Here is a 26,660-nt window from a genome sequence, read left to right on the forward strand (position 1 = left end):
CCCCCCAAACCACCCACCCCCTCAGAGGCGGCCCCGGCGCCGGATGTAGAGGCCCTACGGCGTGCCAGCCGTCTGCATTCACGCCCCCCTCTGGGGCTCATCCTGGCTCTGCTGGTGGGGGTTGGACTGGTGGCTTTCTGGTTCTGGCCGGGGAGCCCCCTGCCCGGCTGGGTGGCCGTGCTTTACCCCGCCGCCACGCCAACCCCGGAAGAACCCCCGGCACCTGAAACTGCCCTGCCCATCGCCACCACCGAGGTCGTGCTGACCGAGGAGGTTTTCCCAACCGAGACCCTCCCCGAGATCACCATTCCGGAGGAGGAGACGCCCACTCCACTGCCCGAAACGCCCATCCCCGAACCCACAGCCGGGCCGCCTCAGATTGCGCTGGGCATGCCAATTCTGGCCATGGATTGGTCCCAACGGGCTAATCTGATTGCGCTGGCCACACAAACCGGGGTCGGGCTGTACGATGCCACCGCGCTTGAGCGGGTACGCTACCTGGAAAACCCGGCCAGCCCACCCCGTCTGGCTTTCTCACCCGATGGGCGCTGGCTGGTTACCAACGGCGCCGCCACGCGCCTGTGGGAAGTCGCCAGTGGTGAGGTGGTGCGGACCTTGAGCAATGCACCGGTGACTGCACTGGCTTTTTCGCCCGATGGGCAGCAAATTGCCCTGGCCGAAGCCGGCGGCCAGGTGCGGGTGTTGGGGCGCGTGGAAGGCAGCCTACCCCCCATCCTCCTCTCCGCGGGCAGTGGCGTTTTTGACCTGGCCTTCTCGCCGGATGGCAACCGTCTGGCGGCAGGGTTGGAAGATGGCCGCACCCTGGTGTGGAACCTGAGCACCCGCACCGTGGTGCTGAGCCGCATCCCGGAAACCGGGCGCACCCTGCGCCTGGCGTTCTCACCTGGCGGCGACCTCCTGGCGGGCGGCAATGAGGACGGCGGTATCTGGCTATGGGATGGCGAGGGTAAAACCGTCCACATCCTACGGGGCCCCAGCGGCATGCTCTTCGCCCTGACTTTCGCCCCCGATGGCAAGCGCATTGCCGCCAGCGGCGAAGATCCGGCGCTCTACGTGTGGACGATTGGGGATGGGCAATTGCACCAGCGCCTGGAAGGGCCAACCCGCCCCGTGCACGGCCTGCGTTTCAGCCCCGACGGCAATCAACTGCTCAGCGCCGATGAAGAAGGCGTAGCGCGCTTCTGGACGCTCACCCCCTGATCAACCGATGGCCTGGCGCAATTGCCGGGCCAGATGGATGAATTCCATCGTGTAGCGTAGTTCCTCACTGCGCGGACGAGGTAACGGCACCGGCATATCCAGGCTGACCTGCCCCGGGCGCGGGGTGAAAACCAGCACCCGATCCGCCAGGAGCAGGGCCTCGGAAATGGAGTGGGTGACCATGAGCACGGTCTTGCGCTGAGCCTGCCACAGCGCGAGCAGTTCGGCCCCCATGCGCTCTCGCGTCAGGGCATCCAGAGCGCCAAAAGGCTCATCCAGGAGCAGAAGATCGGGGTCATGGATCAGCGCCCGTGCGATGGCAACGCGCTGTGCCATGCCCCCCGAAAGGTCGCGCGGCCATGCCGACTCAAACCCGTTCAGCCCCACCCGTTCCACCCAGGCCTGGGCTTGACGGCGCGCTTCATCCGGTGGCACACCCTGCAATTCCAACGGAAGCATGATGTTTTCAAGCACCGTCCGCCAGGGCATCAGATTGGCCTGCTGAAACACATAACCAATGCGCGGAGTCCGCCCGCCAGCAAAGCGAATTTCCCCCTGGGTAGGCGGCACCAGCCCCGCCAGGACGCGCAACAAGGTGCTTTTGCCACTCCCCGAAGGCCCCAACAGGCACACAAATTCCTGCGGCCAGACCCGAAACGTCACGTCCTCCAGGGCCTGCAATTCACCGCTGCCGTTTTCAAAATTTACGCTCAGGTGAATGACATCCAGCGCCGGCGTCGTTTCCACACTCATGGCTGTTCCCGCGGCAGGTAAGCATTGGTGTAGGCCTGGGTGACCTCCAAAGGCTGGTTGATCAGGCCCATCTCGCGCAGAACGCGCACCATGTTCTCCCAGGCTTGCGGATCACTATATCCCCAGGGATTTTGCTGCCAAAGCCCGATCGAAGTTTTAAGCACTTCCATTTGCACCGCACGATCGGCCTGATTCAAATTTTCAACATACTTTTCGCTAATGGCATACGCCGCCGCAGGGTCATTGACCACATCTTGCAAGCCGCGCAGCGTAGCGCGGATCATCCGCCGTACCAGGTCGGGGCTCTCACGCAGGGTGCGCTCATTGGTGATCAGGCCGTTCGACACCAGAGCCATGTAATCGGCCACGCGCAGCACATCCACGGCATACCCGCGGGCCTGCAACTGAATCGGCTCGTTCGTGATGTACACCACGGCTGCCTCCACCTGCCCGCTGATCAGCGCTTCTACCTGATTAAAGCCGATGGACTCCAAATGCACGGCCTCCTCGGGCACCCCGCCCGCCGAAAGCAAAGCCCGCAAGCCAATGTAACTGGCACCATACAGACCAGGAATGCCAATGCGCCGCCCACGCAAATCCGCCGGCGTGCGCAGTCCCAGACCGCTCGGCGCCGCTACTCCCACCGGGTAATCCCGGTACCAGGCCATCACGTAAACTACCGGCAGGCCCTGCGCCCGCCCTAACAGCACCTGCTCACCGGAGACAATTGCAAAGGGCAAGGTATTAGCCCCAACCAGGGCTACGTTGTCCGTCTCCATGCTGTAATCCAAGGTGATTTCCAGACCCTCATCTCGGTGGTAGCCCTTTTCAATCGCCACATACAGCGGGGCAAACTGAATATTAGGAATGTACCCCACCGGCAGGCGAATGGGAGTGAGCGTAGGGGTGGGCGAGACCGTCAGGGAAGAGCCACACCCGCCTGAGAGCATCCCTACCAGCGCGAGCGCCAGAACCCCACAGAACCAGGTGCGCAATCTTTTGGGCTTCCATGAAAAAACCATCGCCATTGCTCCATTGAAAGGAATTTTAGTGAAAATCGCGTGGACTGCCCTGCCAGCGCAGAAAGCGCCGTTCGGCCAGCATGACCAGTCCGTACAAAGCCAGTGCCAGGGTCATCAGGGTGAAGGTGGCCACAAAGACCAGCGCCGTATCGTACTGACCGCGTCCCACGTTGATCAGAAAACCCAGCCCGCGGTTAGAGCCAACCAGTTCGCCCACCACCGCCCCAATTACCGAAAGCGTCGCCCCAATACGTAGGCCGCCCAGAAAGAGCGGCAGGGCCGCCGGGATCTCCAGGTAGCGCAGGGTTTGCCAGCGGGTAGCATGCAACGTGTGCATGAGCGCGCGCAGATCGCGCGGCACTGCCCTTACCCCCACAACCGTGTTAACCAGCACCGGGAAGAACACGATGAGGGCGCAGATGAGCACCTTAGAGAGCATGCCCGGGCCAAACCAGATCACCAGCAGGGGTGCGATGGCCACCGTAGGGATGGCCTGGCTGGCAACCAGGTAAGGTCCGATCAGGCGCTCCAGTACCGGAGAGCGTGCCAGCAGGTACCCCAGAAACGTGGCCAATACCACTCCGAGCAGCAATCCGATGCCCACTTCCTGGAGGGTTGCCAGGGTGTGACGGGCAAGCGACCCATCGGCAATGGCCAGCCCCAGGCGCCGTCCGACCTGCCCTGGCGAGGGCAGAATGAACGGCGGCAAGTGCGTCAGACGCACAATGCCCTCCCACACCCCCACCGCCAGCAGTAGCGAGAATAACGTCCACACCCCCTGCGCCAGCCAGCGCGGGCGGAACATTTTCATCCAGGGGAAAGGTTTCGCCAGTGTTGCCATGGTCAAAGACTCCCGAAATCGGATAACGAAAAAGCCCCGAAGGCACAAACGTCTTCGGGGCATCTAAACACAACCCGGCTCAGGGGTTACCTTTACGCCTTCTCCCATCCGGACTATACCGTCGACTCCGGAATTCCACCGGATCCTGCGTCCTGAGACGCTCGTGGGTTGTCACCACCGATCGGGAATTGGGAGGCAAACCTCCCTCACCCTGCCCCGAAGGCGTGTTATGCACTTGTAACGCCCTTAGTTTACCCCGGCGAGGGGAGATTGTCAATCTTTTGTTCGACTTTGCACAAAGCGGCGCCGCCTCAGCCGCCGATTTCACTCATCACCCGGTTGGTGGCAACCTCGCCTTCTGCCAGGCCATGCCCCCAGGGCTTCTCCCAGATGCTCGTCACAATCAACTGACGCATCTCTTCCCAGGTGGCGCCGTTGCGCAGTGGGGTGAGCAAATCCACTTCCTTTTCCCGCAAGAGGCACAGCCGCAACCGCCCATCTGCGGTCAGGCGGGCACGGGTGCACGAAGCACAGAAGGGCAAGGTGACCGAGGCAATGAAACCCAGCGTGCCCCGCGCGCCCGGCAGGCGATACAGACGGGCCTCGCCATCCAGTTCGCCACCGTTGAGCGGCTCCACCGCCCCATAAACGGCCTCCAGGCGTGCCAGCATCTCAGCGGTGGAAACCACCTGAGAACGCTGAAAATCGGTGATCCCGCCCAGGGGCATCATCTCAATAAAGCGCACCTGCCAGTCATGCTCATAGGTCAGGCGGGCCAGGTCCACAATATCCACCTCGTTGTAACCTCGCACCACCACCGCATTGATCTTAATGGGGGTCAGGCCAGCTTCTTCCGCCGCCAGAATGCCTTCCCACACCTGCTGCAAATTGCCCCAGCGGGTGAGCTTGTGATAGCGTACCGGGTCCAGCGTATCCAGGCTGACGTTGACCCGCTGCAATCCGGCGGCCTTGAGCGGACGCGCCAGTTTATGCAACAACACACCGTTGGTGGTCATGCTCAGCGATTTCACCCCCGGTGTGGCGGCAATTTCCCGCACCAGGTCCACCACATGCGCGCGCACGGTTGGCTCCCCACCGGTGAGGCGTATCTTATCAAACCCCAGGCTGGCGAAGAGGCGCACCAGAAAGAGGATTTCGTCATCCTGCAGCATCTCCGCTGGTGGGCGGAAGGTCATATCTTCGGGCATGCAGTACACGCAGCGCAGGTTGCAGTGATCGGTCAGGCTGATCCGCAAATAGTGAATACGACGACCAAAACGGTCCAGAGCCATTTTGGGGTTCCCTCAACTCTACTATCTTGTTCTCATTATACAAAAAAGCCGCCTTGCAAACCACACTTTAGAGGGGTGATTCTTGCCCCTAATCCAGGATTTTTGCCCACCGCACCCTATACCCGACTAATTTAGTGGCAAATATCAGGATACTTGTAGTCTTTTCGGGTGACGCTTGACACTACCCAAAGCCCAGATAGGCGTTCCATAATCAAGATAGAACGCATCCCAGCCAGCCTTGTTGTATTTAACTTCCACACAAACCAGGAGGAACGGATGCCCCCCAAGGGACGAATTGTCGTTAATGATCTATACTGTAAGGGTTGTGAGTTGTGTGTCGCAGCTTGCCCGCAAGAGGTCATGGGGTTGGATATGAGCCGCATCACCACCAAAGGTTATCATCCAGCCACGTTGATCAAAGAGGGATGCACCGGGTGTGGGGTGTGTGCCGTGGTGTGTCCGGAAGCCGCCATCACGGTTTACCGCGAAGTCGTTCGTCCGCGCGTAGCGGCAGCGGCCTAGGAGGTGATCCATGGCACGTGAGTTGTGGAAGGGCAATATTGCCATTGCCGAGGCGGCGGTTCGGGCCGGGTTGGAGGCATACTTCGGCTACCCCATCACCCCTCAAACGGAATTACTGGAGTACCTTTCCATGCGCATGCCCGAACTGGGACGCGTCTTCGTGCAGGCAGAGAGCGAACTGGGGGCCATCAACATGGTTTACGGCGCTGCCTGCACCGGCGTGCGGGTGATGACTTCCTCCTCCAGCCCGGGTATCAGCCTGATGATGGAAGGGCTCTCCTACATTGCCGGCACGGAAGTCCCCGTGGTGCTGGTAGATGTGATGCGCGGCGGCCCCGGCCTGGGCAACATCGCTCCGGCCCAGGGCGATTACAATCAAATCGTCCACGGTGGTGGGCACGGCGATTACCGCCCCATCGTCCTGGCGCCTTCGAACATCCAGGAAGCCATTGACCTGACCATGCTGGCTTTCGATCTGGCCGAGGCGTATCGCGCCATCGCGGTAGTGCTCCTGGATGGCAGTTTGGGGCAAATGATGGAACCGGCAGAGATGCCTCCTCTGCGCCCCCTCAAAAGCACCTACCCCGACTGGGCCGTGCGCGGTGCCATTGGGCGCGAGCGGCGCGTGCTTTCTTCGATCTACCTCGACCCACCCCTGGAAGAAGAAGCCAACCTGCGCATCCTGCGCCGCTGGCAGCAGGTTGAAGCCAATGAGGTGCGCTACAAGGGCTACTACCTGGAAGATGCGCGCTTCGTGGTCGTGGGGTTCGGCACGGCCGGGCGAGTGGCGCTCTCCGCAGTGCGGGCCGCGCGCGCTGAGGGCATTCGAGTGGGCTTGCTTCGCCCCATCACCGTCAGCCCCTTCCCCAGCCGGGTGCTTCGCGAATTGGCCGACCAGGTCGAGGGCTTCCTGGTCGTTGAGATGAACACCGGCCAGATGCTTGAGGACGTCTTGCGGGCGGTGGAAGGACGCGCGCCGGTTGAATTTTTCGCCCGCCTCGGCGGGGTTATGCCCCTGCCCGAAGAAGTCCTGGACGAAATAAAGCGCATGGCCTCCACGCCGCTCAGCGTTGACGGCCATCCACGTGAACGCTGGTTACAACGCATGCTTCAGCCTGCTTAGGAGGAACCACGCATGACCCTAGCGGATATGGAAACGCTGGTTTACGCACGCCCGGCTTCACTGACCGAGATGCCCACCCACTACTGCCCCGGCTGCACCCATGGGGTGGCTCATCGCCTCATTGCCGAGGTCATTGACGAGATGAACCTGCGGGAGCGCACCATCGGTGTGGCTTCGGTGGGATGCTCGGTATTTGCCTACAACTACTTTGATTTCGACTGGGTGCAGGCGCCGCACGGGCGCGCCCCGGCCATGGCCACCGGGATCAAACGCGTCCTGCCGGACCGCCTGGTGATCACTTACCAGGGGGATGGCGACATGGCCTCCATCGGCATGGGGGAAGTCGTTCATGCGGCAGCGCGGGGCGAGAATATCACGGTCTTTTTCATCAACAACGCCAATTACGGCATGACCGGCGGACAAATGGCCCCCACCACCCTTCCCGGCCAGAAAACCACCACCTCCCCACACGGGCGGGATGTGGAAACCCAGGGCTACCCGGTCCGCGCCGCCGAACTGATTTCCACCCTGGAGGGCGCCAGTTACGTCGTGCGCCGCAGTTTGCACGACCCCAAAAACATCCGCCTGGCCAAGAAAGCCATCCGCCTGGCATTGGAAACCCAGGTGCGCGGACTGGGCTTTTCCATGGTCGAGTTGCTCTCCATCTGCCCGACTAACTGGGGCATGACGCCGGTGCAGTCGCTGAAATGGTTGGAAGAGCACATGATCCCCTACTTCCCACTCGGGGATTACAAGGTCCACCCCGCAGTGGCTGAGATTAAGGTCTAGGGAGGCAAGCCATGCAAACCGAAATCGTCATTGCCGGTTTTGGCGGTCAGGGGGTACTCTTTGCCGGTCAACTGTTGGCCTACGCCGCCATGGATAACGGTCTGGAAGTGACCTGGATTCCTTCTTACGGCCCAGAAATGCGCGGCGGCACGGCCAATTGTACCGTGATCATTTCCGACGAAGAAATCGGCTCCCCCATCGTGCGCAACCCCCAGGTGGCCTTGGTACTCAATCGCCCCTCCCTGGATAAGTACGAGCCACTGGTCAAGGTGGGAGGCTTGCTGGTAGTCAATGCCTCGCTGGTGGATCGCAGTGTGGGCCGCCGCGACATTCAGGTGGTGATGGTGCCTGCCAACGAAATTGCCGAGCAATTGGGAGATCGCCGCGTGGCCAACATGGTCATGTTGGGTGCAATGCTGGCCAACCATCCCGTCCTCAGCGTGGAAGCGGTTGTCAAAGCCATGGAAGCCCACATGCTCTCACGCCACCGCAACCTCTTACCGCTGAACGTGGCGGCGCTCCAAGAGGGTGCCAAGTTCCTGGCCGGGCAACTTCAATCGGCATGAGCACAAGGCGCGGGGGCTACCCGCGCCTTTTCATTTGAGATGCGCCAGGCTCAGGGACCGCCCATCGCTGGTGAGAATGAGGGTCCCGTGCAGGCCGGTTGCCGACCAGCCCGCCGGCAGGGTCTGAACGGGTGACCCCAACAGGATGCCCACCCCCGGCGCATTCAGAGCGGAAAACTCGGCCGCTGGGCCACGCAAGATCACCCCATCCAGCCCCTCCCCGCGCCGGGCCAGCGCGGCCAGCGTGGCTTGCGGCCAGGTTTCGCCAGCGATGAGCACGCGCAGATCCCCGTATCTCACCAGCAGTGGCGTCTGCCCCGCCTCCGAAGGCAAGATTTCCAGGCTCAAATCCGGCGCAAGGAGGATCACCTGCCCGGCAAGAAGGCGCGGTTGAGCCATACCCCGTCCGCGCGCCTGATCCGCCAGGCGTGTGTGGGTGCGGGTTGCGTCAGGAGCCACTCCCCAGAGGATCTGCTCCACCTCATAGCGCTGCAGCGTGAGGATTAATCCCTCTACCGGCGCGGCGCGCGGGCTGGTAATAAGAAGGGCATCCAGCCGCCGTGCCAGCGCCGGCTGGTAGCGCCCCAACGCAGCATCCAGAGCGTTGGCGGAAGGTGCCCCATCCACCAACAATGTTTGCCCGCCCGGCGCGCGAATGAGGATCGCCTGGCTCTGGGGCAGGTCGAAGAGCACCAGATGCAACTGCCCATCCGGCCGGAAAAGCGCCAGATTCCAGACCAACCCGGTCATCAACCCCAGCCCACCCAAAAGGACGCCCCCGCGCACATACGGGCGCAGGTTCATCCGCCGCCAGGCCAACGTCAGCCCCAGGAGCAGAGCATAGTAAAGCCCCACACTGCCCATCTCAAACGGCGGCACAGGCAATGAAGCCAGTCCACCCCGGCTAAGGGCCAGCACCAGGCGATTGGAGTAAGCCGCTAGCGGCCACGCCAGGCCGGCCAGCCCCTGCCCGAGCGCCGGCGCCAGCAAGCCCACCAGCACGCTCAGCCCTCCCAGCACCATCAATGCCGGTTGCGCCGGCAGGATGAGCGGATTGGCGATCAGCAGGCTGAGGGAAAGGCGTCGAAAGTGCGCCAGCAGCACCGGCAGGGTGGTCAGTTGGGCAGCCAAAGTGACCAGCAGGTACTCTCCCACCCAACCGGCCAGACGCTGGGCCAGCGGGGAGCGCCAGCGGCGGATCAGGGCACGGGTAAATCCAGCCTGCAGTGGCTCGGCGTAGAGAATCAAACCCAGGGTTGCCATGACCGAAAGTTGGAAGGAGACCTCCCAGGGCAAGGTGGGGTTAAACAAGCACAACCCGGCAGCACTGAGGGCCAGCGCATTCAAACCGGCAGAAGCACGTCCGACCATGCGCCCGCTTAGCGCCAGGCCGCTCATCAGAGCCGCCCGCAACACCGCCGGGTCGCCGCCCACGAGCAACGCATACAACCCCATCCCCAGTAGTGAGAGACCGCCAGCAATCTCCAACGGGAAAATTCGCCCCAGCAGGGCCAGCAAACTGCCGCTGAGCAGGGTCATGTTAAAGCCCGAGATCGCAATGATGTGCGCCGTACCGGTGGTCTGATAAGCCCGTTCCAGATCCGGCGGGAAATCCTCATCCAGGCCCAGCAGAATGCCGGCTACCAGAGCAGCCTCCGGTTGGGGGTAGCAGCGGTTGACCAGGTCGTAAGCGCGCTGACGCAGGGCTTCCAGCCCGGCCCGCACCGGGTTACCGCGCCAGCCGGGTAGGGCGCGTGCCAGCGGGTAAGCCATCTGGCTCAGAATGCCGCGTCGCTCCAGGTAGGCACGGTATGAGAACGCCTCACCCTCATCCGGCGCCTGCAGGGTTCCGTAGAGCCTCAGGCGCTGACCGTATTCCCAGGTCTGAAACGGCAGGAGCGTGACCAGCACCCGACCCCGCACCGTCTGCACCGTACCCGGTGGCGCCTCAACCTGCTCGGCGCACACCGTCAGCAGGGTCACCCGCTCACGCCGATCCGGGGGTGCGCACACCCACCCCTGCAAAGCCACCTTGCCCTGTTCGTGCCAGGCGGTCAGCGCAGCCGACCGTTCCAGAGCCGCGGTGTGAAGAGCGTAACGCGCTCCCCCCAGCCCCAGCGCCACCACCAGCGCCAGAGGCGGCAGGGGCAGCCAGCCGGGTCGAGGCCACCGGCGGGCTGGGCGCCAGAAAAGCACCACCGCTCCAACCCCTGCAATCATCACCCAGGCAGGCAGCGGCAGGAGCAGGCATGCCGCCAAACCGATCCCGCTCAGAAAAGCCAGCGCAAGCCAAAACAGCGGCACAGCGCCCTCACCAGCGCACCGAGGCGGGGGATGAACCCGGGCGTCTGACGGGCGTAAGCCGCATAGGCCGCGCCGAACTCGGCGTGGAGTTTGGCTTCTTCCAGCCGGGCGCCAAGGAGAAAGTAGAGCGTGGCAGCCATATTAAATGCCAGGAGATTGCAGGTCATCTGTGGCATCAGCCACAGTACGAGTAGGGAGCCGGTATAGAGCGGGTGGCGCATCCAGGCGTAGATGTCGTCGGTCACCAGGCGCGGCGGTGAAGTGGGATTCTGACCCAGAGCCTGGGGGATGCCCAGAAATGCCATGGCCCCAGTCGCTCGCAAGCCGCGCCAGACCACCCATACTCCCAGTCCCTGCCCGAGTAGCGCAAGGCCCAGCCAGGGCCAGGTCAGGCGATAAAGGACGTGATCGGGGAGCAGGACCACCAGCGCCAACACCGGAAGCAAAGTGAGCCCACCCACGACCGAATAAAGCAGGCGGTAGTAGCGCTGCACCCAGGCGGTGCCTAAAAAGCGCGCCAGAAAGCGCTTAAAAGCGTGAGTAGCGAGAGCGGAATGCAACCCACCGTAGAGCCCCATTGCCAAGAGAACCCAACCGAAACCGCTCTCGCCCATGGTTTCCTCGTTCAGGCCGGGAGGGGCAGGGCTTCCAGTTGCGCCACCAGGTCACTGAGCACGTCAAACCCACCCTGCCAGAACGCCGCCTGCGAGACATCCACCCCGGCTTCGTTCAGTATCTGAATGGGCGCTTTAGCACCACCCGCCTCAAGGATGCGCAGGTAGCGTGGGCGGAAGGCCGCCCCTTCACGGCGGTACTGCTGGTAAAGCGAGAGCACCAGCAACTGCCCAAACGCATAAGCATAGACGTAGAAGGGAGCTTCGTAGAAGTGCGGAATTGAAACCCACTCCCACTGGAATTCCTCGCTCAGGTCCACCGCATCGCCGAACTGCTCGCGCAGATTATCCATGTAAGCCGCGGCAATCGCTTCCAGCGAAGCATCCTGGCGAATCATCTCGTGGGCCTGACGCTCAAAGAGGGCAAAGAAGGCCTGCCGCTGAATGGTGCCGTAGGCATCGTCCATCTGGCGGAAGAGCAGGTCAGCACGCACGGCTTCGTCCTGCTCCTCATTGAGCAGGCGGTCCACCAGCAGCATCTCGCCAAAGGTCGAAGCCGTCTCGGCCAGGGGTAGGGTGGCATGGAAGGTGAGGACGCTGTGATGCTCGGCCAGCATGGAGTGGATGGCGTGTCCTAATTCATGCGCCAGGGTTGCCACATCGTGGGCCCGTCCGTTGTAGTTGGTCAGCACCCAGGGGGTCAGACCGGGGACGGCGCTCCAGCAAAACGCCCCCGCACGCTTACCGTGACGGATCTCGGAATCGAGGTGGCGCTGCTCGAAAACGCGTTGGGCCAGGCGGGCAATGCGGGGTTCAAAAGCCTCGAACGAATCCAATACCAGCCAGGCCGCCTGCTCAAAGGGGTAGATTTTATCCGCCTGCGTCACCGGCGCGTAGATATCATAACGACGCAGGTGCTCCACTCCCAACCAGCGCGCCTTGAGGCGGAAGAAACGGCGAAAGACCTCAGTGTTGGCCCGGCACACCTCGAGCAGTGTCTCCACCACCTCATCCGGCAAATCGTTCATGCGATTGCGGGCAGAAATGGGGCTGGAGTGTTTGCGTAAGGTGACCTGCTCGTTGTACCAATCGCGCACCAGTGCCTGGTAAATTTGCGCCAGGAGGGGCGCCTCCTCGCCGTAAACGCGGTAGAGTTCCTGGTAGGCGGCGGCGCGCAGGTCGGGATTGGCACCGCGCGCGTAGGCCATCAGAGCATCGCGGGTCAGTTCCTTCTCCTCCCCGTCCACGGTCAGCCTGAACACATAGCGGCTTGTGATGGATTCATAGAGACGCTGCAAGGCACTCTGGCCCGTCACGTTTTTAAGATTGATAATTTTCTCCTCTGGTTCACTAAGGGTGTGGGGGCGAAAACGACGCAGGGTCTCCAACCAGTAACGCCGATCCCCCGAAACCGCAAGCAGGCGCTCTGCGGCTGGATCGGGAAGCCCCTTCCACCACAGTTCAAAGAAGAGAGTGCGGTTGGCCAATTCGGCCAGGAATTGCTCCACCCGTGCCACCAGGGTTTGGGCCACCGGGTTGCGGGTGTCTTCGCTAAAAAGCAGGTTGGCATACCCGTACAGGCGGGAGGCCAGATCGTGCAATTGCTCAATCCGGGCCAGGATATCTTGGAAGGCGGACTCGGGCATATCCTCCCGCAGGGTTGGACGCAGTGCCTCCAGCGCAGCCGTTTGCGCCTCCAGTTGTTGGAAAGCGGCTTCCAGTTCAGGGCTCTGCGGGCCGGGGAACAGGTCCTCCAGCGACCAGCGAGTTTGAGTAAAGAGCGATTCCGTCATAGAAAAACAACCTCAGCCGAAGAGATCAATAACCACTGCCCTTGAAAGCAGTAGTCTTATTTTACTCCGGGAATGCGGAGAGGGCGAGAAAGGAAGTCTCTCCAAGATTATTCACCCTTGTCACCTCTCCAACCATTTGACTTTTCCCCCCATCGTGGCTATACTAGGCATAGACAACGGGGAGCCCGGTGAGGCCGGGCTGAGAGGAGGGCCGTCCAGCCCTCGACCCGCAGAACCTGATCCGGGTAATGCCGGCGGAGGGACGATAACCTCAGGTTAACCGCACCTCATCCCGCCCTCCGCCCTTGCTGGAGGGCGGTTGTGTTTATGGAGCCAATGCCATGTCTCGCGCCGTGATCTTTGCCAACGGTCAACTGGAACGCCCCACCGCCATCGCGGCCTGGCTGCAGCCAGAGGATTTTCTGGTCGCTGCCGATGGCGGCCTGGCCCATCTGTTGCGCCTTGGGCAACTCCCTCACCTCCTCATCGGTGACCTGGACTCGGTCTCTGCGGAGCAACTGGCGCAGATGCAGGCCCGGGGTGTGCGCATTGAGCGTTACCCCACCGCAAAGAATGAAACCGACCTCGAACTGGCCTTACAGTGGGTGGTGCGTGCAGGTTATACGGTGATCCGTGTGGTGGCTGCACTGGGTGGGCGCCTTGATCAGACCCTGGGCAACATCTTCCTGCTCATGCAGCCCGAACTGGCTACCTGCGATGTGCGCCTGGAAGACGGCGTCCAGGAGGTCTTCCTCATTCGCTCACAGGCCACGCTCGAAGGTCAACCCGGCGAAACGGTTTCGCTTCTGCCACTGGGTGGGCCGGCGCGAGGCATCCACACCCAGGGACTGCGCTACCCCCTGCACGGGGAAACGCTCTACCCGGAGCACACCCGCGGCATCAGCAACGAACTGGTGACCCCTCAGGCCCACATCCGGCTGGAAAGCGGCCTCCTTCTCTGCATCCACACCCACCGCCCCCCGCAAATCCTTACTGGAGGTGTGTAAGATGAAAAACCCCATGTTGCGTTTACTCGCCTTCTTTCTGGCACTCCTGGTGCTGGTGGCCTGCGCCCCTGCAACCACCTCCACACCCACCGCTTCACCCACCCCCGCCGCTCCCACAGAACTGCGCCTGATGACCCACGACTCTTTTGCCGCCAGCGAGGAGGTGATTGCCGAGTTCGAGCGCCAGCACAACGTTAAGTTGGTCATTCTGCCCAGCGGGGATACCGGCGCCATGCTCAGCCAGGCCATTCTAACCAAGAGCGCCCCCCTGGCGGATGTCCTTTACGGCGTGGATAATACCTTCCTATCCCGCGCGCTGCAAGAAGATCTCTTTGAGCCTTACACATCCCCACTGCTGGCCAACATCCCCGAGGAATTTGTCCTCGATCCGCAACACCGCGTCCTGCCGGTAGATTACGGGGATGTGTGCATCAACTACGATAAGCGCTACTTTGCCGAACACAATCTGCCCGTTCCTCAATCGCTGGAAGATCTGACCCGACCCGAGTACAAGGGCCTGCTGGTGGTCGAAAATCCAGCCACCTCTTCTCCGGGACTGGCCTTCCTGATGGCCACCGTGGCCCATTTTGGCGATCCGGGCTACCTGGATTTCTGGAAGCAATTGCGCGAAAACGGGGTGGTCGTGGTCAACGATTGGGAAACCGCCTACTACACCAACTTCAGCGGTTCCTCTGGCAAGGGGCCACAACCGATGGTGGTTTCCTACGGCTCCAGCCCCCCGGCCGAGGTGATCTTCGCCGAGCAGCCGCTGGAAGATGCCCCCACTGCCTCCATCGTCGCTCCCGACACCTGCTTCCGTCAGATCGAGTTTGTGGGCATCCTCAAAGGGACGCAGAAGCGAGCCCTGGCCGAAAAGTGGATTGACTACATGCTGGATCGGCGCTTCCAGGAAGACATGCCCCTGCAGATGTTCGTCTTCCCGGTCAACCCCCAGGCTCAATTGCCCGAGGCGTTTGTGAAATACGCCCAAATCCCCACAAAACCGGCCACGCTTGACCCGGCGCTGATCGCCGAGAAACGCGAAGCCTGGATCCAGGCCTGGACGGAAACGGTGCTGCGGTGAGCACAGGTGCGGCTGTCTTACCTGCACGACCCGCCCGAGGTTGGGCCGCCCTCGGGCTTTGGCTGCTGCCTTTGCTCTTCCTGCTCATCTTTTACTTCACCCCTCTCTTCAGCATTTTACGCCTGGCCGGAGAGGCCCTGCTCCGCGAGGGTCCCTCCCCCAGGCTGTGGGGGCACCTGGAACGCCCCCTGGTTTTCACCCTCTGGCAGGCCGGCCTTTCCACACTACTTACATTGCTGGTCGGCCTGCCGGGGGCCTATCTCTTCGGGCGTTTCACTTTCCCCGGTAAGGGCCTCTTGCGCGTGTTGACCACCCTACCTTTCATCCTGCCCACCGTGGTTGTCGCCGCCGGCTTCAATGCGCTCATCGGACCGCGCGGCTGGCTCAATATCTTGCTGATGCAAGGGCTGGGGCTGAGTGAGCCGCCCATCCGTCTGATGCATTCTCTGGGCGCCATTCTCCTGGCGCATGTTTTCTACAACACCACCATTGTCCTGCGCGTGGTCGGCAGTGCCTGGGCACAACTGGACCCGCGCTTGGAACAGGCGGCACGCGTGCTGGGCGCTTCGCCCTGGCGGGCGCTGTGGGAAATCACCCTGCCCCTGCTGCGCCCGTCCATCCTGGCTGCCGCTTTGCTGGTGTTTCTCTTCGATTTCACCAGTTTCGGCGTCATCCTGCTCCTGGGCGGCCCTCGCTTCGCCACCCTGGAAGTGGAGATCTACCTTCAGGCTTTGCAGATGCTCAATCTGCCCCTGGCAGGCCTGCTCTCAATACTGCAATTGGGCTGTACCTTGGTCTTCCTGGGGCTTTATCAGCGGATCGCCGCCCAGGTAAATGTGCCGATCTCCCCCCGCGTCCAGGGCGAGGGCCTTCACCCGCCCCGCACCCCGGCGGAACGCGCCTTTGTTGGGGTCATGCTCACCATGTTAATCGTGCTCCTGCTCCTGCCCATGGCCGCACTGCCTCTGCGCTCGGTCGTGCGCCTGGAGGCTGCCCGCGGCGAGCGCGGTGCGGTTACGCCGGGGCTTACCCTGGATTACTATCGCGAACTTTTCATTAACCGCCGCGGTTCCTACTTCTACGTACCCCCGATCCAGGCGGCGCGTAACTCCTTGCTCTACGCCGGCGCCACCATGAGCCTGGCGCTCAGCCTGGGCGGCTTAACCACCGCCGCCATGACACGCCTGCGCCGCCCGCCGCGCTGGTTGGACCTTTTGCTCATGCTCCCTCTGGGCACTTCTGCGGTAACGCTGGGGCTGGGCTTCATTGTGGTCTTCAACCGCCCGCCGCTCATCGCACGCGATTTTCCGCTCATGATCCCGATTGCCCACACGTTGGTGGCCCTGCCCTTTGTTGTGCGCACCCTGCAGCCGGCGCTGGCCACCATTCCCGCCAACCTGCGCCAGGCCGCTGCCGTCCTGGGAGCATCTCCCTGGCGCGTGTGGTGGGAAGTAGATTTTCCCATTGTCCTGCGCGCCGTCATTGTGGCAGCAGTCTTCGCCTTTACCACCTCGCTGGGGGAATTCGGCGCCACAATGTTCCTGGTGCGCCCAGAGTATCCCACCGTGCCGGTTGCCATCTACCGCTTCATCTCGCAACCCGGCGCGCTCAATTACGGCCAGGCGCTGGCCATGTCCACGATTCTCATGGGGTTGTGCGGGCTGGGGGTGGCTGTAATCGAACGCCTGCGCCTGCCGGGGCTGCCCCAAACCTGGTGAGGTTCATCCCTCTCGCACCAGCAGGCTGATGCTCTCAATGTGGTAAACCGTGATAAACCATAGACACAGAGGATTGAACCGGCACTACTCTGCCCCATTCCTTAGAAGGCTATAATAAAACAAACCTCATTGACCCCAAGGGACATGAAATTTACTAGGCTTTCAACCCCATCCATCTCCACTCTGACGAAAGCGCAAGCGACCCTACTGGTGATGCTAGCAACGCTGGTACTGACAGTATTATTTGCTAGCATCCCCTTGCCCGGTGGGGATGACTGGGAGGTCTTCCGGGCCGCAGTTCAGCGGACAATTCACAGACAGACCATTTACGGCGTTAAACTGGGGACTTTACAGACGAATTATTACTATCCACCCTGGGTTTTAGTACTTCTTCTTATCCCCGGGTTATTACCCTTCAACTGGGGCCTTGCCCTGACCCGTGCGCTGAGTTTAATCCTGGCCGTCGTGATCGCGTGGCGCTTTCGGACTAGCCTGATTAAACAAATTCTTGCCCTGCTCTCTCCACCCATGTTGTATATCATGCTGCATGGGCAGGTAGATGTCCTAATTTTAGCCATCATGATCTTTTTGCCCCCCTCCTGGTGGTTGATCGGTAGTATCACCAAACCCCAGGTCACACTGGCTTTTCTATTCGGCATCCCGCGAAAAGATTGGCTGCGCGCTGTGTTGATTGCTGCAATGGTTGGTCTTGTATCCTTTCTCATTTTCGGTCCCTGGCCATTGGCGTTGTTAAACCAACCGAGAGGGATCATTTACTTGGGTCATAACATCTGGGGAGGATTATGGCCTTACAACGTGCCCATTGGACTGGCATTGGTATTCTTCGCCACGCAAAAACAGGATCTCCGTTTCATTGTGGCGGCCTCACCCTTCTTCATGCCTTACGCTGCCATGTCAAGTCTGATTGGTCCATGGATCACCCTCAGTAACCTGTTGGAAGATTGGCAAGCCGCCGTGGTGCTGATAGCCTGGTGGGCAGCCAGTTTCTACCGTTTTCTCTTCTAAACCTGCCTCCTCTAAGGCAATATCTGCCTTATCCTCTACCTCACTGCCAACACTCTAGCCCACATCCACATGCAACTACAGCGTAGACAAGGTTAGAGCATTAGATGATCCGATAGCCTTGTACCCTGACCAGCCCTTAACCTTCTCTCCGGGCAAATCCACACACCGCGTCTTACGGCCTTGGAAAGAGGTTTTTATCGCACCAGCAGGCTGATGCTCTCAATGTGGTACGTCTGGGGAAACAGGTCAAACGGCGTCACGTGGCGCAAAGTATAACCCGCCTCCATCAGTCGGCGCAGATCGCGCGCCAGGGTCGCCGGATCGCAGGACACGTAAGCAATGCAGGTGGGCTCCAGGCGGATGAGTGCCTCCAGTGCTGCCGGCGCCATGCCGGCACGGGGCGGATCCACCACAACGACCTCCGGCCGCACATCCAACCAGGGCAGGACTTCTTCGGCCGCCCCCTGGTAGAGCGCCACATGGTCAAACTCATCCAGATTAACCGCAAAATCCTCGCAGGCACTGGGAGAAACCTCCACCCCCAGACAGCGCCCCACCCGTGGCGCCAGGAAAGCCGTGAACAACCCCACTCCGCAGTACACATCTAACAACGTCGTCTGTGGGGTCAGAGGCAGGTGCTCCAATAAATTCTGCACCATGGCGGCTGCCTGAGCGGTATTCACCTGAAAGAAGGAGGGCGCCGAAACCTTGAAGGGACGCCCCAACACCTCCATCACCAGGTAGTCCTCCCCCGCCAGCACAATTGTTCCCGCCGGGCTGAGGTGCACAGCCGAGAGGGGAAAATCCACGCTGAATTCCGGCGCTTGGGGATCCCGGCTCTCCAGGATCAGCAGCACCTCTTCCCCGCTGCCCACGCGCAGTTCCACCCGCTCCAGGCCGGGAATGGGCTCCAGATCCAGCTGTGGCCAGACCTGATTCAGCACCGGCTCCGGCAGGTGGCACTCGCGAATGGCCACCACCTCGTGCGAATCGGGGCGATGATAACCCAAACGGCCCTGCCCGTCTAAATGGAACTGCACCGTATTGCGGTAATTCCAGGCGTTGGGAGAAGGTACCAGGGGGCGCAGCGGCGGCTCGGGGATGCCCGCCAGGCGCTGGAGTTGCTCACGTAAAATTGCCTCCTTGAGAGCGCACTGCGTGGCGTAATCCATGTGCTGGTAATGGCAGCCTCCGCACTCGCCAAAATGCGGGCAACGCGGCGAAATGCGCTGAGCAGAGGGGCGCAGCACCTCCAACAACTCAGCACGGGCAAAAGTGCGCCTGGCTTCCACCAGGCGCACACGCACTCGCTCACCCGGCAGACCCAACGGTACAAAGACTGCCCGCCCATCCGGCAGACGCCCCAAGCAAGTGCCGCCATAGGCAGGCGAGAGCAGGTCAATCTCGTAAACCGCGTGCCTTAAATCATGTTGACCCAAATGTAATCTTCCAGGCTCTTGATTTCGGCGTCCTTCTCCACCAGTAAACGCTTGACCACATCCCCTATGGAGATAATCCCGATCAGTTGATCGTTTTCCAGCACCGGCAAATGGCGGAAACGGTGCTGGGTCATCAGCACCATGCAGTCTTCCACGGTTTGGTCGGGGGTGACGTAATAGACCGGCGAGACCATGATCTCGCGCACCGGGGTTTGCATGGTGATCTGCCCACCGATGGCCTTGCGGGCAAAATCGCGCTCGGAAAAGATGCCCACAATCTTGCCCCCCTCCACAACCACCACTGCCCCAATGCGCTTCTCGGCCATCAATTTCAGCGCTTCCAAGACGCTCGATGAGGGCGTCACATACCACACCTGACACGATTTGTCTTCAAGTAACTGACGGACAATGCCCATGACCTTTATCCCTAAATGGTGTGCGTTCGTCCGCGAATGTAATTCTCCAGGCTCTGGATGGTGATTTCTTTCTCTTCCAGCAACTGCTTGACCACATCGCCAATCGAGATGACTCCCACCAGTTGGTCCCCTTCCAGCACCGGCAGATGACGAATGTGCTTGGCGGTCATCAGCGCCATGCACTCCTCCACCGTCTGCTGAGGGCTGACGTAATAGACCGAACGGGTCATGAAATTTTTGACCGGCTCATCCAGCAAGAGGGACTCACGGCTGGCGGCATAGCGAGCGTAATCCCGCTCCGAAAAGATGCCGACGATCTTGCCCTCTTCCAGCACCAGCACGGCGCCGATGTTCTTCTCAGCCATGAGTTTCAGGGTGTTGCGTAGCGGCGTGTCGGGGGTCACCGACCAGACCTCTCGACCTTTCATATCAAGCAGATTCTTGACAATGGCCATCGCTGGGCTCCTCACGCAGACATTGGAGTGGGAGAAAGTGCTTTACATTGATTATCAACAAAAGCGAGGCTTTGTCAAGTTTTATGGCGAACCAACTCAAATTTGTCTTCTTTCTCTTATTCGAGCCCATCCAGCGCTTGCCGCAGGTCGGCGATCAGGTCATCCGCATCTTCCAGGCCCAACGAGAGACGCACCAGGTTATCGCGGATACCGAGGCGGCGGCGCTCTTCAGGCGGCACATCGTAGTACGACATCAGTGCGGGCTGAATGACCAAACTTTCGGTGCCCCCAAGCGAAGGGGAAATATAGGGGATTTGCAGACGATCAATAAAGCGGGCCGTGCGCCAGAGATCCCCCCGCACAGTGAACGAGACCACCCCACCGAAACCGCGCATCTGGGCCTGTGCGACGGCGTAGTCGGGGTGCGATGGCAGACCCGGATACCACACCTGCTCCACCTCCGGATGCTCGGCCAGGAACTCGGCCACGCGCTGGCCGTTCTGGTTGTGGCGCTCCACCCGCAGACTAAGCGTCTTCAGACCGCGCAGCAGCAGGTAGGCATTGTGCGGGTCGGGTGTGGCCCCGAGAATATTGTGCAGCTCCCGCACCGGAGTCACCCACTCAGCCCGACCAGCCACAAACCCCGCCAGCAGGTCATTGTGCCCTCCCAGGTACTTGGTGGCTGAGTGAATGACCAGGTCCACGCCCCATTCCAGCGGGCGCAGGTTAAAGGGGGTGGCAAAGGTGCTATCCACCACACTGATCAGGTGATGGCGGCGGGCAATCGTGGCAAAGCGCTCGACATCCAGGACGCGCAGATAAGGGTTGGTGGGCGTTTCAGAGAGCAGCAGGCGGGTAGTTGGGCGAATGGCGGTTTCCAGCGCCTCATAATCCCCCAGCGGTACCACTGTGGTCTCAATCCCAAAGCGGGGCAAGACCTCCAGGCAGAACTGGCGCGTGCGGCGATAACAATCATCCGTCATGATCACATGATCGCCTTGACGTAGCAGCGCCAGCAGCGTCGTCGTGACCGCTGCCATGCCCGAGGCAAACTGAATTGCCGCTTCGGCGCCCTCCAGAGCCGCCAGACGGGCCTCGCAGGCGGCCACCGTGGGATTGCCGTAGCGCCCGTATTCCAAGCGGTCGGTGGGCAGGCCGCGGGTGTGGGCTTCCTGATAGGCAACCACCTCCTCACTGTTGCGGAAGGTGTAGGTGGCCGTTTGCACCAGCGGCTCAATCAACGCGTGGTAGGGCTTACAGCGTTCGCTCCCGGCGTGGATGGCGCGGGTGGAGTCGCCCCATTCGGCAGCTTGGGCCGCCAGAGCCGGCAGGGTCGTGGTGGGAGTAGGGGTTTGGGTCATGGGATCACCTCCAGGGGTAGAGTAAGGATAAACAAAACGGGCTGCCCACTTTGGCAGGCAGCCCGCTGGTTGACTCCACTTGCGTTTCAGGGATAAGGATTCAGATCACTTTTCCCTCCGCAAGCGCTGCCTGCCGGGAAAAGCGGCGCATGACCATCGCCATCATCATGCCCATGGCGATAAGAAGAACGGCAGATGCAGCACTTGCGAATTGGATACTCATAGTCGTAATCGCGACCTCTTGCGCCTGATTATAGGCAGAATGTGGAAAAAGTCAATACTTTTGTGCCTAAAATCGGACACAATTTCAGATAAGAAGTCAAAAGCCGTCAGAGATCCCTGGGAAAAAGCAGATTGTTGTCTAAGCGCCCCTTCGAACCTCCGACGTCTTTTCTCAAATCTCAGTGTAGTTTCTCGACTCGGTTCAAAAGCGTCCCTTTCAGGTAAGCCTGCACGGCTTCATCAATACTGGCAATCTCTGTGATGATCGGCTGGATACCCTTTGAACGCAAATATTCATACGCACCCATACCCATTCCACGCGCCAGCAAGACCTGGCAGTCGGAGATAGCCTCGACCATGCGGGCATGTCGCGACTGCGCGGCGGGATCAAAACCATGGCCACGTGGGTCCTCACCTTCTGTGTGAGTTTCCCCACTAAATTGGGTGTGACCCATTTTGTCACGCTTTTCACGGGCAATTATGGCATCATTTTCAACCGTCACCACAACATAAAAAGGCGCCCGGCCAAAATGCTGACTGATGGTAACCCCATCTTCCGAAACCGCTGCAATTTTCATGGGTTGACCTCCTGACTCGGTTTGCTTTCGGCTACCGTTCGATTTTGACAACTTTTTCATATCCGGAACAGGGAATGCACACCGGCTGACCCTCCTTAATGCGCACGTAACGGTCGAACACGTACTCGCCACACACACTGCACTTGGTCTTGTTGAACGAGCCTTTGACCGGGGTATAAGTGAAATCGGGCTTTGATTCAACCTTGAAAATGGCCTCATCGGGCTGGTCATAGACCCACTGAAGCACTTCCCGGCGCACGTCCAACGGAATCTGAGAAGGCTCAATGCCCTTCTTGCGATAGACAAAGAATTCAAACCTGCCCATGGCATCAATAAACTCAGGTAGTAGCGAGTAACGAACAGCCCCCTTATTTGGATGATAGAATGTTGCTGCCAATTTGCCGTAGAAAGTCTTGGCCATCAACAACTTACCGTAGGTAGCCCCAGTAGCAATTTGCATCCCATCCATCATACACGTCTGAGGATGGCCTTCGCCTAGTTCAGGGAAGACAAAAAATCCATGATCGCGTTCCTTTTCAATCCCCAGGTATACAAGCGCAAGTTTACCCATGCGGTAGCCAATAGGCATAAATGGACACTCGTGGCCATGAAATTCAAAAGCCCATTCGGGGGGAATAAAAGGTGTTGTCATTATCTCTCCTTTTCGTGGTTAGAATATCAGCCAATCAAATCCAAAAACATCTTGATCGCAATACCCCATAAAAGCACTCCGATAATCTTCTTAAGATAGGCACTGGAAACCTTTGTTTTCATCAACTGAGAACCCAACACAGAACCAGCAACCGACATGATGGCCATGCCCCCCACAAACCACGGATCCAGACCGGTTATGGTAGCATGACCGAGGAATCCAGATAACGAGGAGAACACCACCACCAGAGATGTCGTCCCCGCAGCCACCTTGGCATCCAATCCCAGCCAGTTGAGCACCGGCAGAATGAAGTTACCTCCCCCCACACCCAGTAAGCCGCCGAGAAAGCCAGCCAAACCACCCACACCCGCTCCATAGGCCACCTCCAGTGGACGGCCCAAGGGCTTTTCCTGCTGCTTGGTTTTATAAAAAAGCATCATGAATCCCGCAAAAAACAGAAAAGCGGCAAACAATCCTAACAACAATGTTTTGTTGACCGTTGCAGACAATCTGGCTCCCAGGGGCGACAGGATGACCGCCGTGAGCAGCACCGGCAATCCCAGTCGCCAGTTAATCAGCCTGCCACGCCAATAGTTCATGGCTGCAAACAGTAAACTAACCACATTAAGCAGCAAGGCCGTGGAGGTGGCTTTAGCCAGGGGCACTCCCAAGTAATAAAAAAGAGGGACAAACAGAAAGGCAGCCCCCAAACCAGCCATACTCAACAGGCCCGAAAACGCAAAAACCAGGAGGGCACTAAGCAAATAGGTGGTAGCGGGCATCAAGGGTCCGTCCTTATTAGATATCCCAAGAAAATTCTCCTTAACCACATTTGAATTATTGAATGTTATTCTATTTCCTCGATAAATAGCCGTCAATAGTGACAATCGTCACCCATTTACCTGCTCATATTTGAAAGTTTAGACGGCAATGAGCCCACCTGAAATGCACCTCTTGAGCGGCAACCCGCCCATAACCCTGACGAGCAAGAGTCATGACCGGTCCTCTATGATCCAACGGTCGGTTTTCCGGGTGGAATTGGGTGATACATGACATTCTTTCCTTTCACATTATGACATATCTCACTTACAAATTGGGTGACTTCGATAAAAAATAATATTCAATAATTTGAATATAAAAACGAGATTTGCCTTTGTTTTCATGAATGATATACCCACCCGGCTTAACCCTTTACCCTCTTGTTGGTCAGCATAAAAACGAGGACTGACATGCGAAAATGTTGTCATCAGTGGAGATCACCACTTTGCCAGTGTATAAAAGGGCGTGGTTCCGGGGTTAAACGCCCGCCTCCAACATGTCGAACTCCGATTTCGTAATCGTGTCCTCAGTTTAACCAAAGAGTGAAGTTTCGGAGTTCACAAATCATCGGAGGTGCGAAATGGTAGTCAAGACAATATCTCGAGAGCGCAAACAAATCACTCGCGAACAAATCCCCATCCTCATCTTCTTACTCATTATCGCCGCGCTGGCAGTATGGGCAATCACAACAGGCACTGGTGCGGCACCAGGGGTGGCACCGATGGACCTGGCGGAAGGCACGATCCTCATTGTGGTCGGCTTTCTCGCAGGTTTACTGGGCGGCTTGATTGGAACGGGCGGTTGCAGTGTAATGCTGCCTATCATCCACTTTTGGATGGGCTATCCCGCCACAATCGCCGTCGGTACGACACTCTTTGCCGTGATCTTCACGGCGTTATCAGGCGGTTATGGACATCTTCTCCGTCGGAATGTGGACGTGCGCGCTTTTCTGCGGCTTGGTGGCGGCGGCATTGCTGGCGTGTTGCTCGGCTCGTGGCTGTTCACATTGCTCTCAAGTCAGGCAAAACTTCTGGGCCTGATCCTGGGACTGATCTTCCTTTGGCCGGCTTTTCGGATGATTTACGAAGGCGTGGTACAGCGCACGATGCCCAAACGTGAAGGCTCGGTGATCCAAGGATCGGGTTGGAGAATGGCTGTGTTCGGCTGCATCGTCGGCATAGCAACCGGTATTGCAGGCGTCGGCGGCGGCTATGCGCTGGTACCCGGGCTGATCTATCTGTTTGGCGCACCGGTGTACATCACCATGGGCACATCACTGGCAACAATGATCCCACTCGCGGCAGTGGGCGGCGTGATCAAGCTGATACAAGGGTTCGTTGACCTTCCGACAGGCCTGCTCCTCGCCGCGGGTACCATTGTCGGCGCACAGGTTGGCGCGGCAATCATCAAGAGGTTCAAGCCTGCGACATTGAAACTGATCTTTGGAGTGTATTTCCTCTACGTCTCGATCAAGTTTGTCACCGCGTTCTTTGGCATCCAAATCTGGTGATGAGAACGGCTCATCCGCGTCTCAGGCGCAGATGAGCCAATTCGTATTTTGATGGGTTCAGATATTATGCAACACAGAACCCCGTCCTCCCAACGGGGTTCTGTGTTGGCGTGCGAATTAGATAACACCCAGGCCATTTAACAGCACGATCAGGATGAGTACTGGGGCGATGTAGCGCACAATAAAGAGAAACAGACGCACAATACCTTCATTTTTCAATTTGCCTTCATTGGAAAGCGCCGCTTTCACCTGCTTACCGCCCCAGACCCAACCGACGAAGATGCAGATGAACAGCCCGCCTACCGGCAGCAAAATGTTAGAGGAAATGAAATCAAAAAGATCGAACATGGTCTTACCGAATAGTGTGAAGTTTGCCAGGGTGCTGTTGGAAAGCGCGGCGGTTGAACCGACAAGCGCCAGCAATCCCACGGTGAGTAGGGTGGCCTGGATGCGCGTCATGTTGAACTGCCCCTGTAGATATGCCACTGGCACTTCTAACAGCGAGAGCATGGCGCCGGTGGCGGCGATGCTGGTCAAGATGAAAAACAGCACCAGCATCAGGTGGCCCAGCGGCATGGATGCAAACACAGTAGGAATGGTAATGAACAACAGAGAGGGTCCTGCGTCGGGCTGGAAACCGTAGGCAAATACCGCCGGGAAGATAGCAATGCCCGCCAGGATGGAAACGCTGAGATCCGCCAGCATGACCCGCGTAGCGGTCATGGGAATATCTTGATCATCGCGGAAGTAACTGCCGTAAGTGATCATGGTGCCCATACCAATGGAGAGTTTGAAGAACGCCAGCCCCATGGCAATCAACAGGGCATCTTTGGTCAGTTTGGTGAAATCGGGTTTGAATAGAAATTCCAGGCCTTGCACGGCACCCGGCAGGGTTAAACTGCGAACGCAAACAATGATGAGCAGACCAAACAGAATCGGCATCAGGCGTTTGGTCGTGGCTTCAATGCCTTTTGAAACGCCGCGCACGATGATAAAGGCGACCCAGGCTAAAACAATCCACTGCCAAACCAGGGACCACAGTGGGCTGGTAATGAGTGAGGTGAATGCAGCCGTGGTCAGGGCAGAATTAGTGGTCAGGATGTTGCCACTAATGGCTTTGAGAATATAGGCAAACACCCAGCCGGCCACTTCGGTGTAGAACGCCATGATCAAGAACGATGCCAGGGCACCCGCCGCCCCGACCAGCCACCAGGGCCGTCCTTGGGGGGCCAATTTACGCAAAGTGGTGATGGCATCAGCCCGGGCTTTTCGCCCCAACATTTGCTCAGAGATCATTACCGGCAACCCCACCAGTACAGTGCTCAACAGGTACACAATCAAGAACGCTGCGCCACCGTTGGCGCCAGTTAGATAGGGGAACTTCCAAATGTTTCCCAACCCCACGGCGGAACCCAGGGTTGCAAACAGCACCCCCAGGCTGGTGGTGAATGCGTCGCGTTTGGCATTGCTTTCACCAGGCATAATAAGGCAATTCCCTCCCAAGAAGAATTTGTCCACTGTGCAACGGGTGAC

At 59.4% G+C, this 26,660-nt stretch carries 26 protein-coding genes and 2 riboswitches; of the genes, 10 read left to right on the top strand and 16 right to left on the bottom strand.

From position 1 onward, the window contains the following. The coding region (locus SE15_RS06645; RefSeq protein ID WP_160316680.1) for a WD40 repeat domain-containing protein at positions 1-1,221 on the top strand (1,221 nt) is incomplete at its 5' end. Here SE15_RS06645 and SE15_RS06650 read toward each other — a convergent pair. From SE15_RS06650 to moaA, 4 genes are all read right to left on the bottom strand, one after another. Then, complete coding sequence (locus tag SE15_RS06650) at positions 1,222-1,974, bottom strand: ABC transporter ATP-binding protein (protein ID WP_054521345.1); 753 nt, start codon at positions 1,972-1,974, stop codon at positions 1,222-1,224. It lies immediately after the preceding gene. Beyond that, a complete protein-coding gene (locus SE15_RS06655) occupies positions 1,971-2,996 on the bottom strand; it encodes an ABC transporter substrate-binding protein (RefSeq protein ID WP_054521346.1) in 1,026 nt (341 codons plus the stop codon). Before SE15_RS06655 ends, SE15_RS06650 begins: the two co-directional genes overlap by 4 nt. 25 nt (positions 2,997-3,021) lie before the next feature. After that, positions 3,022-3,837, bottom strand: coding sequence for an ABC transporter permease (locus SE15_RS06660; protein WP_054521347.1), 816 nt, complete (start codon positions 3,835-3,837; stop codon positions 3,022-3,024). 92 nt (positions 3,838-3,929) lie between these two features. After that, positions 3,930-4,065: riboswitch (FMN riboswitch) on the bottom strand. Positions 4,066-4,148: 83 nt separating this feature from the next. After that, positions 4,149-5,129 carry a GTP 3',8-cyclase MoaA gene (moaA, locus tag SE15_RS06665; protein WP_054521348.1) on the bottom strand — a complete coding sequence of 327 codons (981 nt, stop codon included), beginning with the start codon at positions 5,127-5,129 and terminating at the stop codon, positions 4,149-4,151. Positions 5,130-5,405: 276 nt separating this feature from the next. Between moaA and SE15_RS06670 the strand changes: the two genes are divergently transcribed. From SE15_RS06670 to SE15_RS06685, 4 genes are read left to right on the top strand one after another with little or no spacing between them, the layout of a single operon-like run. Beyond that, positions 5,406-5,651: a 4Fe-4S dicluster domain-containing protein gene (locus tag SE15_RS06670; protein ID WP_054521349.1), complete on the top strand. Its 246-nt coding sequence runs from the start codon at positions 5,406-5,408 to the stop codon at positions 5,649-5,651. Positions 5,652-5,661: 10 nt separating this feature from the next. Next, entirely contained in the window at positions 5,662-6,774 is a 1,113-nt protein-coding gene (vorB, locus tag SE15_RS06675) for a 3-methyl-2-oxobutanoate dehydrogenase subunit VorB (RefSeq protein ID WP_054521350.1), read from the top strand. A 27-nt stretch (positions 6,775-6,801) separates the two neighbouring features. After that, entirely contained in the window at positions 6,802-7,563 is a 762-nt protein-coding gene (locus SE15_RS06680) for a thiamine pyrophosphate-dependent enzyme (protein WP_054521433.1), read from the top strand. 11 nt (positions 7,564-7,574) lie between these two features. After that, entirely contained in the window at positions 7,575-8,129 is a 555-nt protein-coding gene (locus SE15_RS06685; protein WP_054521351.1) for a 2-oxoacid:acceptor oxidoreductase family protein, read from the top strand. A 30-nt stretch (positions 8,130-8,159) separates the two neighbouring features. Here SE15_RS06685 and SE15_RS06690 read toward each other — a convergent pair whose 3' ends face one another. The 3 genes from SE15_RS06690 to SE15_RS06700 are packed head-to-tail and all read right to left on the bottom strand — an operon-like array spanning position 8,160 to position 12,840. After that, a complete protein-coding gene (locus tag SE15_RS06690; protein ID WP_054521352.1) occupies positions 8,160-10,433 on the bottom strand; it encodes a ComEC/Rec2 family competence protein in 2,274 nt (757 codons plus the stop codon). Then, complete coding sequence (locus SE15_RS06695; protein ID WP_054521353.1) at positions 10,400-11,047, bottom strand: methyltransferase family protein; 648 nt, start codon at positions 11,045-11,047, stop codon at positions 10,400-10,402. The genes SE15_RS06690 and SE15_RS06695 overlap by 34 nt, the downstream gene beginning before the upstream one ends. Before the next feature lie 11 nt (positions 11,048-11,058). Beyond that, the gene (locus SE15_RS06700) at positions 11,059-12,840 is read right to left on the bottom strand and encodes a M3 family oligoendopeptidase (RefSeq protein WP_054521354.1); all 1,782 of its coding nucleotides are present in this window, start codon (positions 12,838-12,840) and stop codon (positions 11,059-11,061) included. A 167-nt stretch (positions 12,841-13,007) separates the two neighbouring features. Then, a riboswitch (TPP riboswitch) is annotated at positions 13,008-13,120 on the top strand. Positions 13,121-13,181: 61 nt separating this feature from the next. Here SE15_RS06700 and SE15_RS06705 point away from each other — a divergent pair. The 4 genes from SE15_RS06705 (at position 13,182) to SE15_RS06720 (ending at position 17,675) form a co-directional block, all read left to right on the top strand. Beyond that, the gene (locus tag SE15_RS06705; protein ID WP_054521355.1) at positions 13,182-13,847 is read left to right on the top strand and encodes a thiamine diphosphokinase; all 666 of its coding nucleotides are present in this window, start codon (positions 13,182-13,184) and stop codon (positions 13,845-13,847) included. 1 nt (position 13,848) lies between these two features. After that, positions 13,849-14,931 (top strand): thiamine ABC transporter substrate-binding protein, encoded by a 1,083-nt coding sequence (locus SE15_RS06710; RefSeq protein WP_236690000.1) that lies wholly within the window; start codon positions 13,849-13,851, stop codon positions 14,929-14,931. Then, on the top strand, positions 14,928-16,649 hold the full coding sequence (locus SE15_RS06715; RefSeq protein ID WP_054521356.1) for an ABC transporter permease: 1,722 nt from the start codon (positions 14,928-14,930) through the stop codon (positions 16,647-16,649). The genes SE15_RS06710 and SE15_RS06715 overlap by 4 nt, the downstream gene beginning before the upstream one ends. Positions 16,650-16,793: 144 nt before the next feature. After that, positions 16,794-17,675, top strand: a complete 882-nt coding sequence (locus tag SE15_RS06720) for a hypothetical protein (protein WP_152965564.1) — start codon at positions 16,794-16,796, stop codon at positions 17,673-17,675. A 194-nt stretch (positions 17,676-17,869) separates the two neighbouring features. Here SE15_RS06720 and SE15_RS06725 read toward each other — a convergent pair whose 3' ends face one another. The 8 genes from SE15_RS06725 to SE15_RS06755 form a co-directional block, all read right to left on the bottom strand. After that, positions 17,870-19,114, bottom strand: a complete 1,245-nt coding sequence (locus tag SE15_RS06725) for a class I SAM-dependent RNA methyltransferase (protein ID WP_054521358.1) — start codon at positions 19,112-19,114, stop codon at positions 17,870-17,872. Next, positions 19,096-19,530 carry a CBS domain-containing protein gene (locus SE15_RS06730; RefSeq protein ID WP_054521359.1) on the bottom strand — a complete coding sequence of 145 codons (435 nt, stop codon included), beginning with the start codon at positions 19,528-19,530 and terminating at the stop codon, positions 19,096-19,098. Before SE15_RS06730 ends, SE15_RS06725 begins: the two co-directional genes overlap by 19 nt. A gap of 11 nt (positions 19,531-19,541) precedes the next feature. Further along, positions 19,542-19,985, bottom strand: coding sequence for a CBS domain-containing protein (locus SE15_RS06735; RefSeq protein ID WP_054521360.1), 444 nt, complete (start codon positions 19,983-19,985; stop codon positions 19,542-19,544). 116 nt (positions 19,986-20,101) lie between these two features. After that, entirely contained in the window at positions 20,102-21,346 is a 1,245-nt protein-coding gene (locus tag SE15_RS06740) for a trans-sulfuration enzyme family protein (RefSeq protein ID WP_083461776.1), read from the bottom strand. Between the two features lie 100 nt (positions 21,347-21,446). Continuing rightward, complete coding sequence (locus SE15_RS14805; protein WP_269082266.1) at positions 21,447-21,569, bottom strand: hypothetical protein; 123 nt, start codon at positions 21,567-21,569, stop codon at positions 21,447-21,449. A gap of 178 nt (positions 21,570-21,747) precedes the next feature. Continuing rightward, the gene (locus SE15_RS06745) at positions 21,748-22,146 is read right to left on the bottom strand and encodes a NifB/NifX family molybdenum-iron cluster-binding protein (protein ID WP_054521361.1); all 399 of its coding nucleotides are present in this window, start codon (positions 22,144-22,146) and stop codon (positions 21,748-21,750) included. 31 nt (positions 22,147-22,177) lie between these two features. Then, positions 22,178-22,798 carry an FmdE family protein gene (locus SE15_RS06750; RefSeq protein ID WP_083461778.1) on the bottom strand — a complete coding sequence of 207 codons (621 nt, stop codon included), beginning with the start codon at positions 22,796-22,798 and terminating at the stop codon, positions 22,178-22,180. A gap of 26 nt (positions 22,799-22,824) precedes the next feature. Next, positions 22,825-23,580 carry a sulfite exporter TauE/SafE family protein gene (locus SE15_RS06755; RefSeq protein ID WP_054521362.1) on the bottom strand — a complete coding sequence of 252 codons (756 nt, stop codon included), beginning with the start codon at positions 23,578-23,580 and terminating at the stop codon, positions 22,825-22,827. A 617-nt stretch (positions 23,581-24,197) separates the two neighbouring features. On the opposite strand from SE15_RS06755, the gene SE15_RS06760 reads away from it, so the two are divergent. Next, positions 24,198-25,127, top strand: coding sequence for a sulfite exporter TauE/SafE family protein (locus SE15_RS06760; RefSeq protein WP_054521363.1), 930 nt, complete (start codon positions 24,198-24,200; stop codon positions 25,125-25,127). Positions 25,128-25,244: 117 nt separating this feature from the next. On the opposite strand, the gene SE15_RS06765 is transcribed toward SE15_RS06760, so the two are convergent. After that, positions 25,245-26,609, bottom strand: coding sequence for a sodium-dependent transporter (locus SE15_RS06765; protein WP_054521364.1), 1,365 nt, complete (start codon positions 26,607-26,609; stop codon positions 25,245-25,247). Between the last annotated feature and the right edge of the window lie 51 nt (positions 26,610-26,660).

It is taken from the genome of Thermanaerothrix daxensis (genome assembly GCF_001306145.1).
Lineage (GTDB): Bacteria > Chloroflexota > Anaerolineae > Anaerolineales > Anaerolineaceae > Thermanaerothrix > Thermanaerothrix daxensis.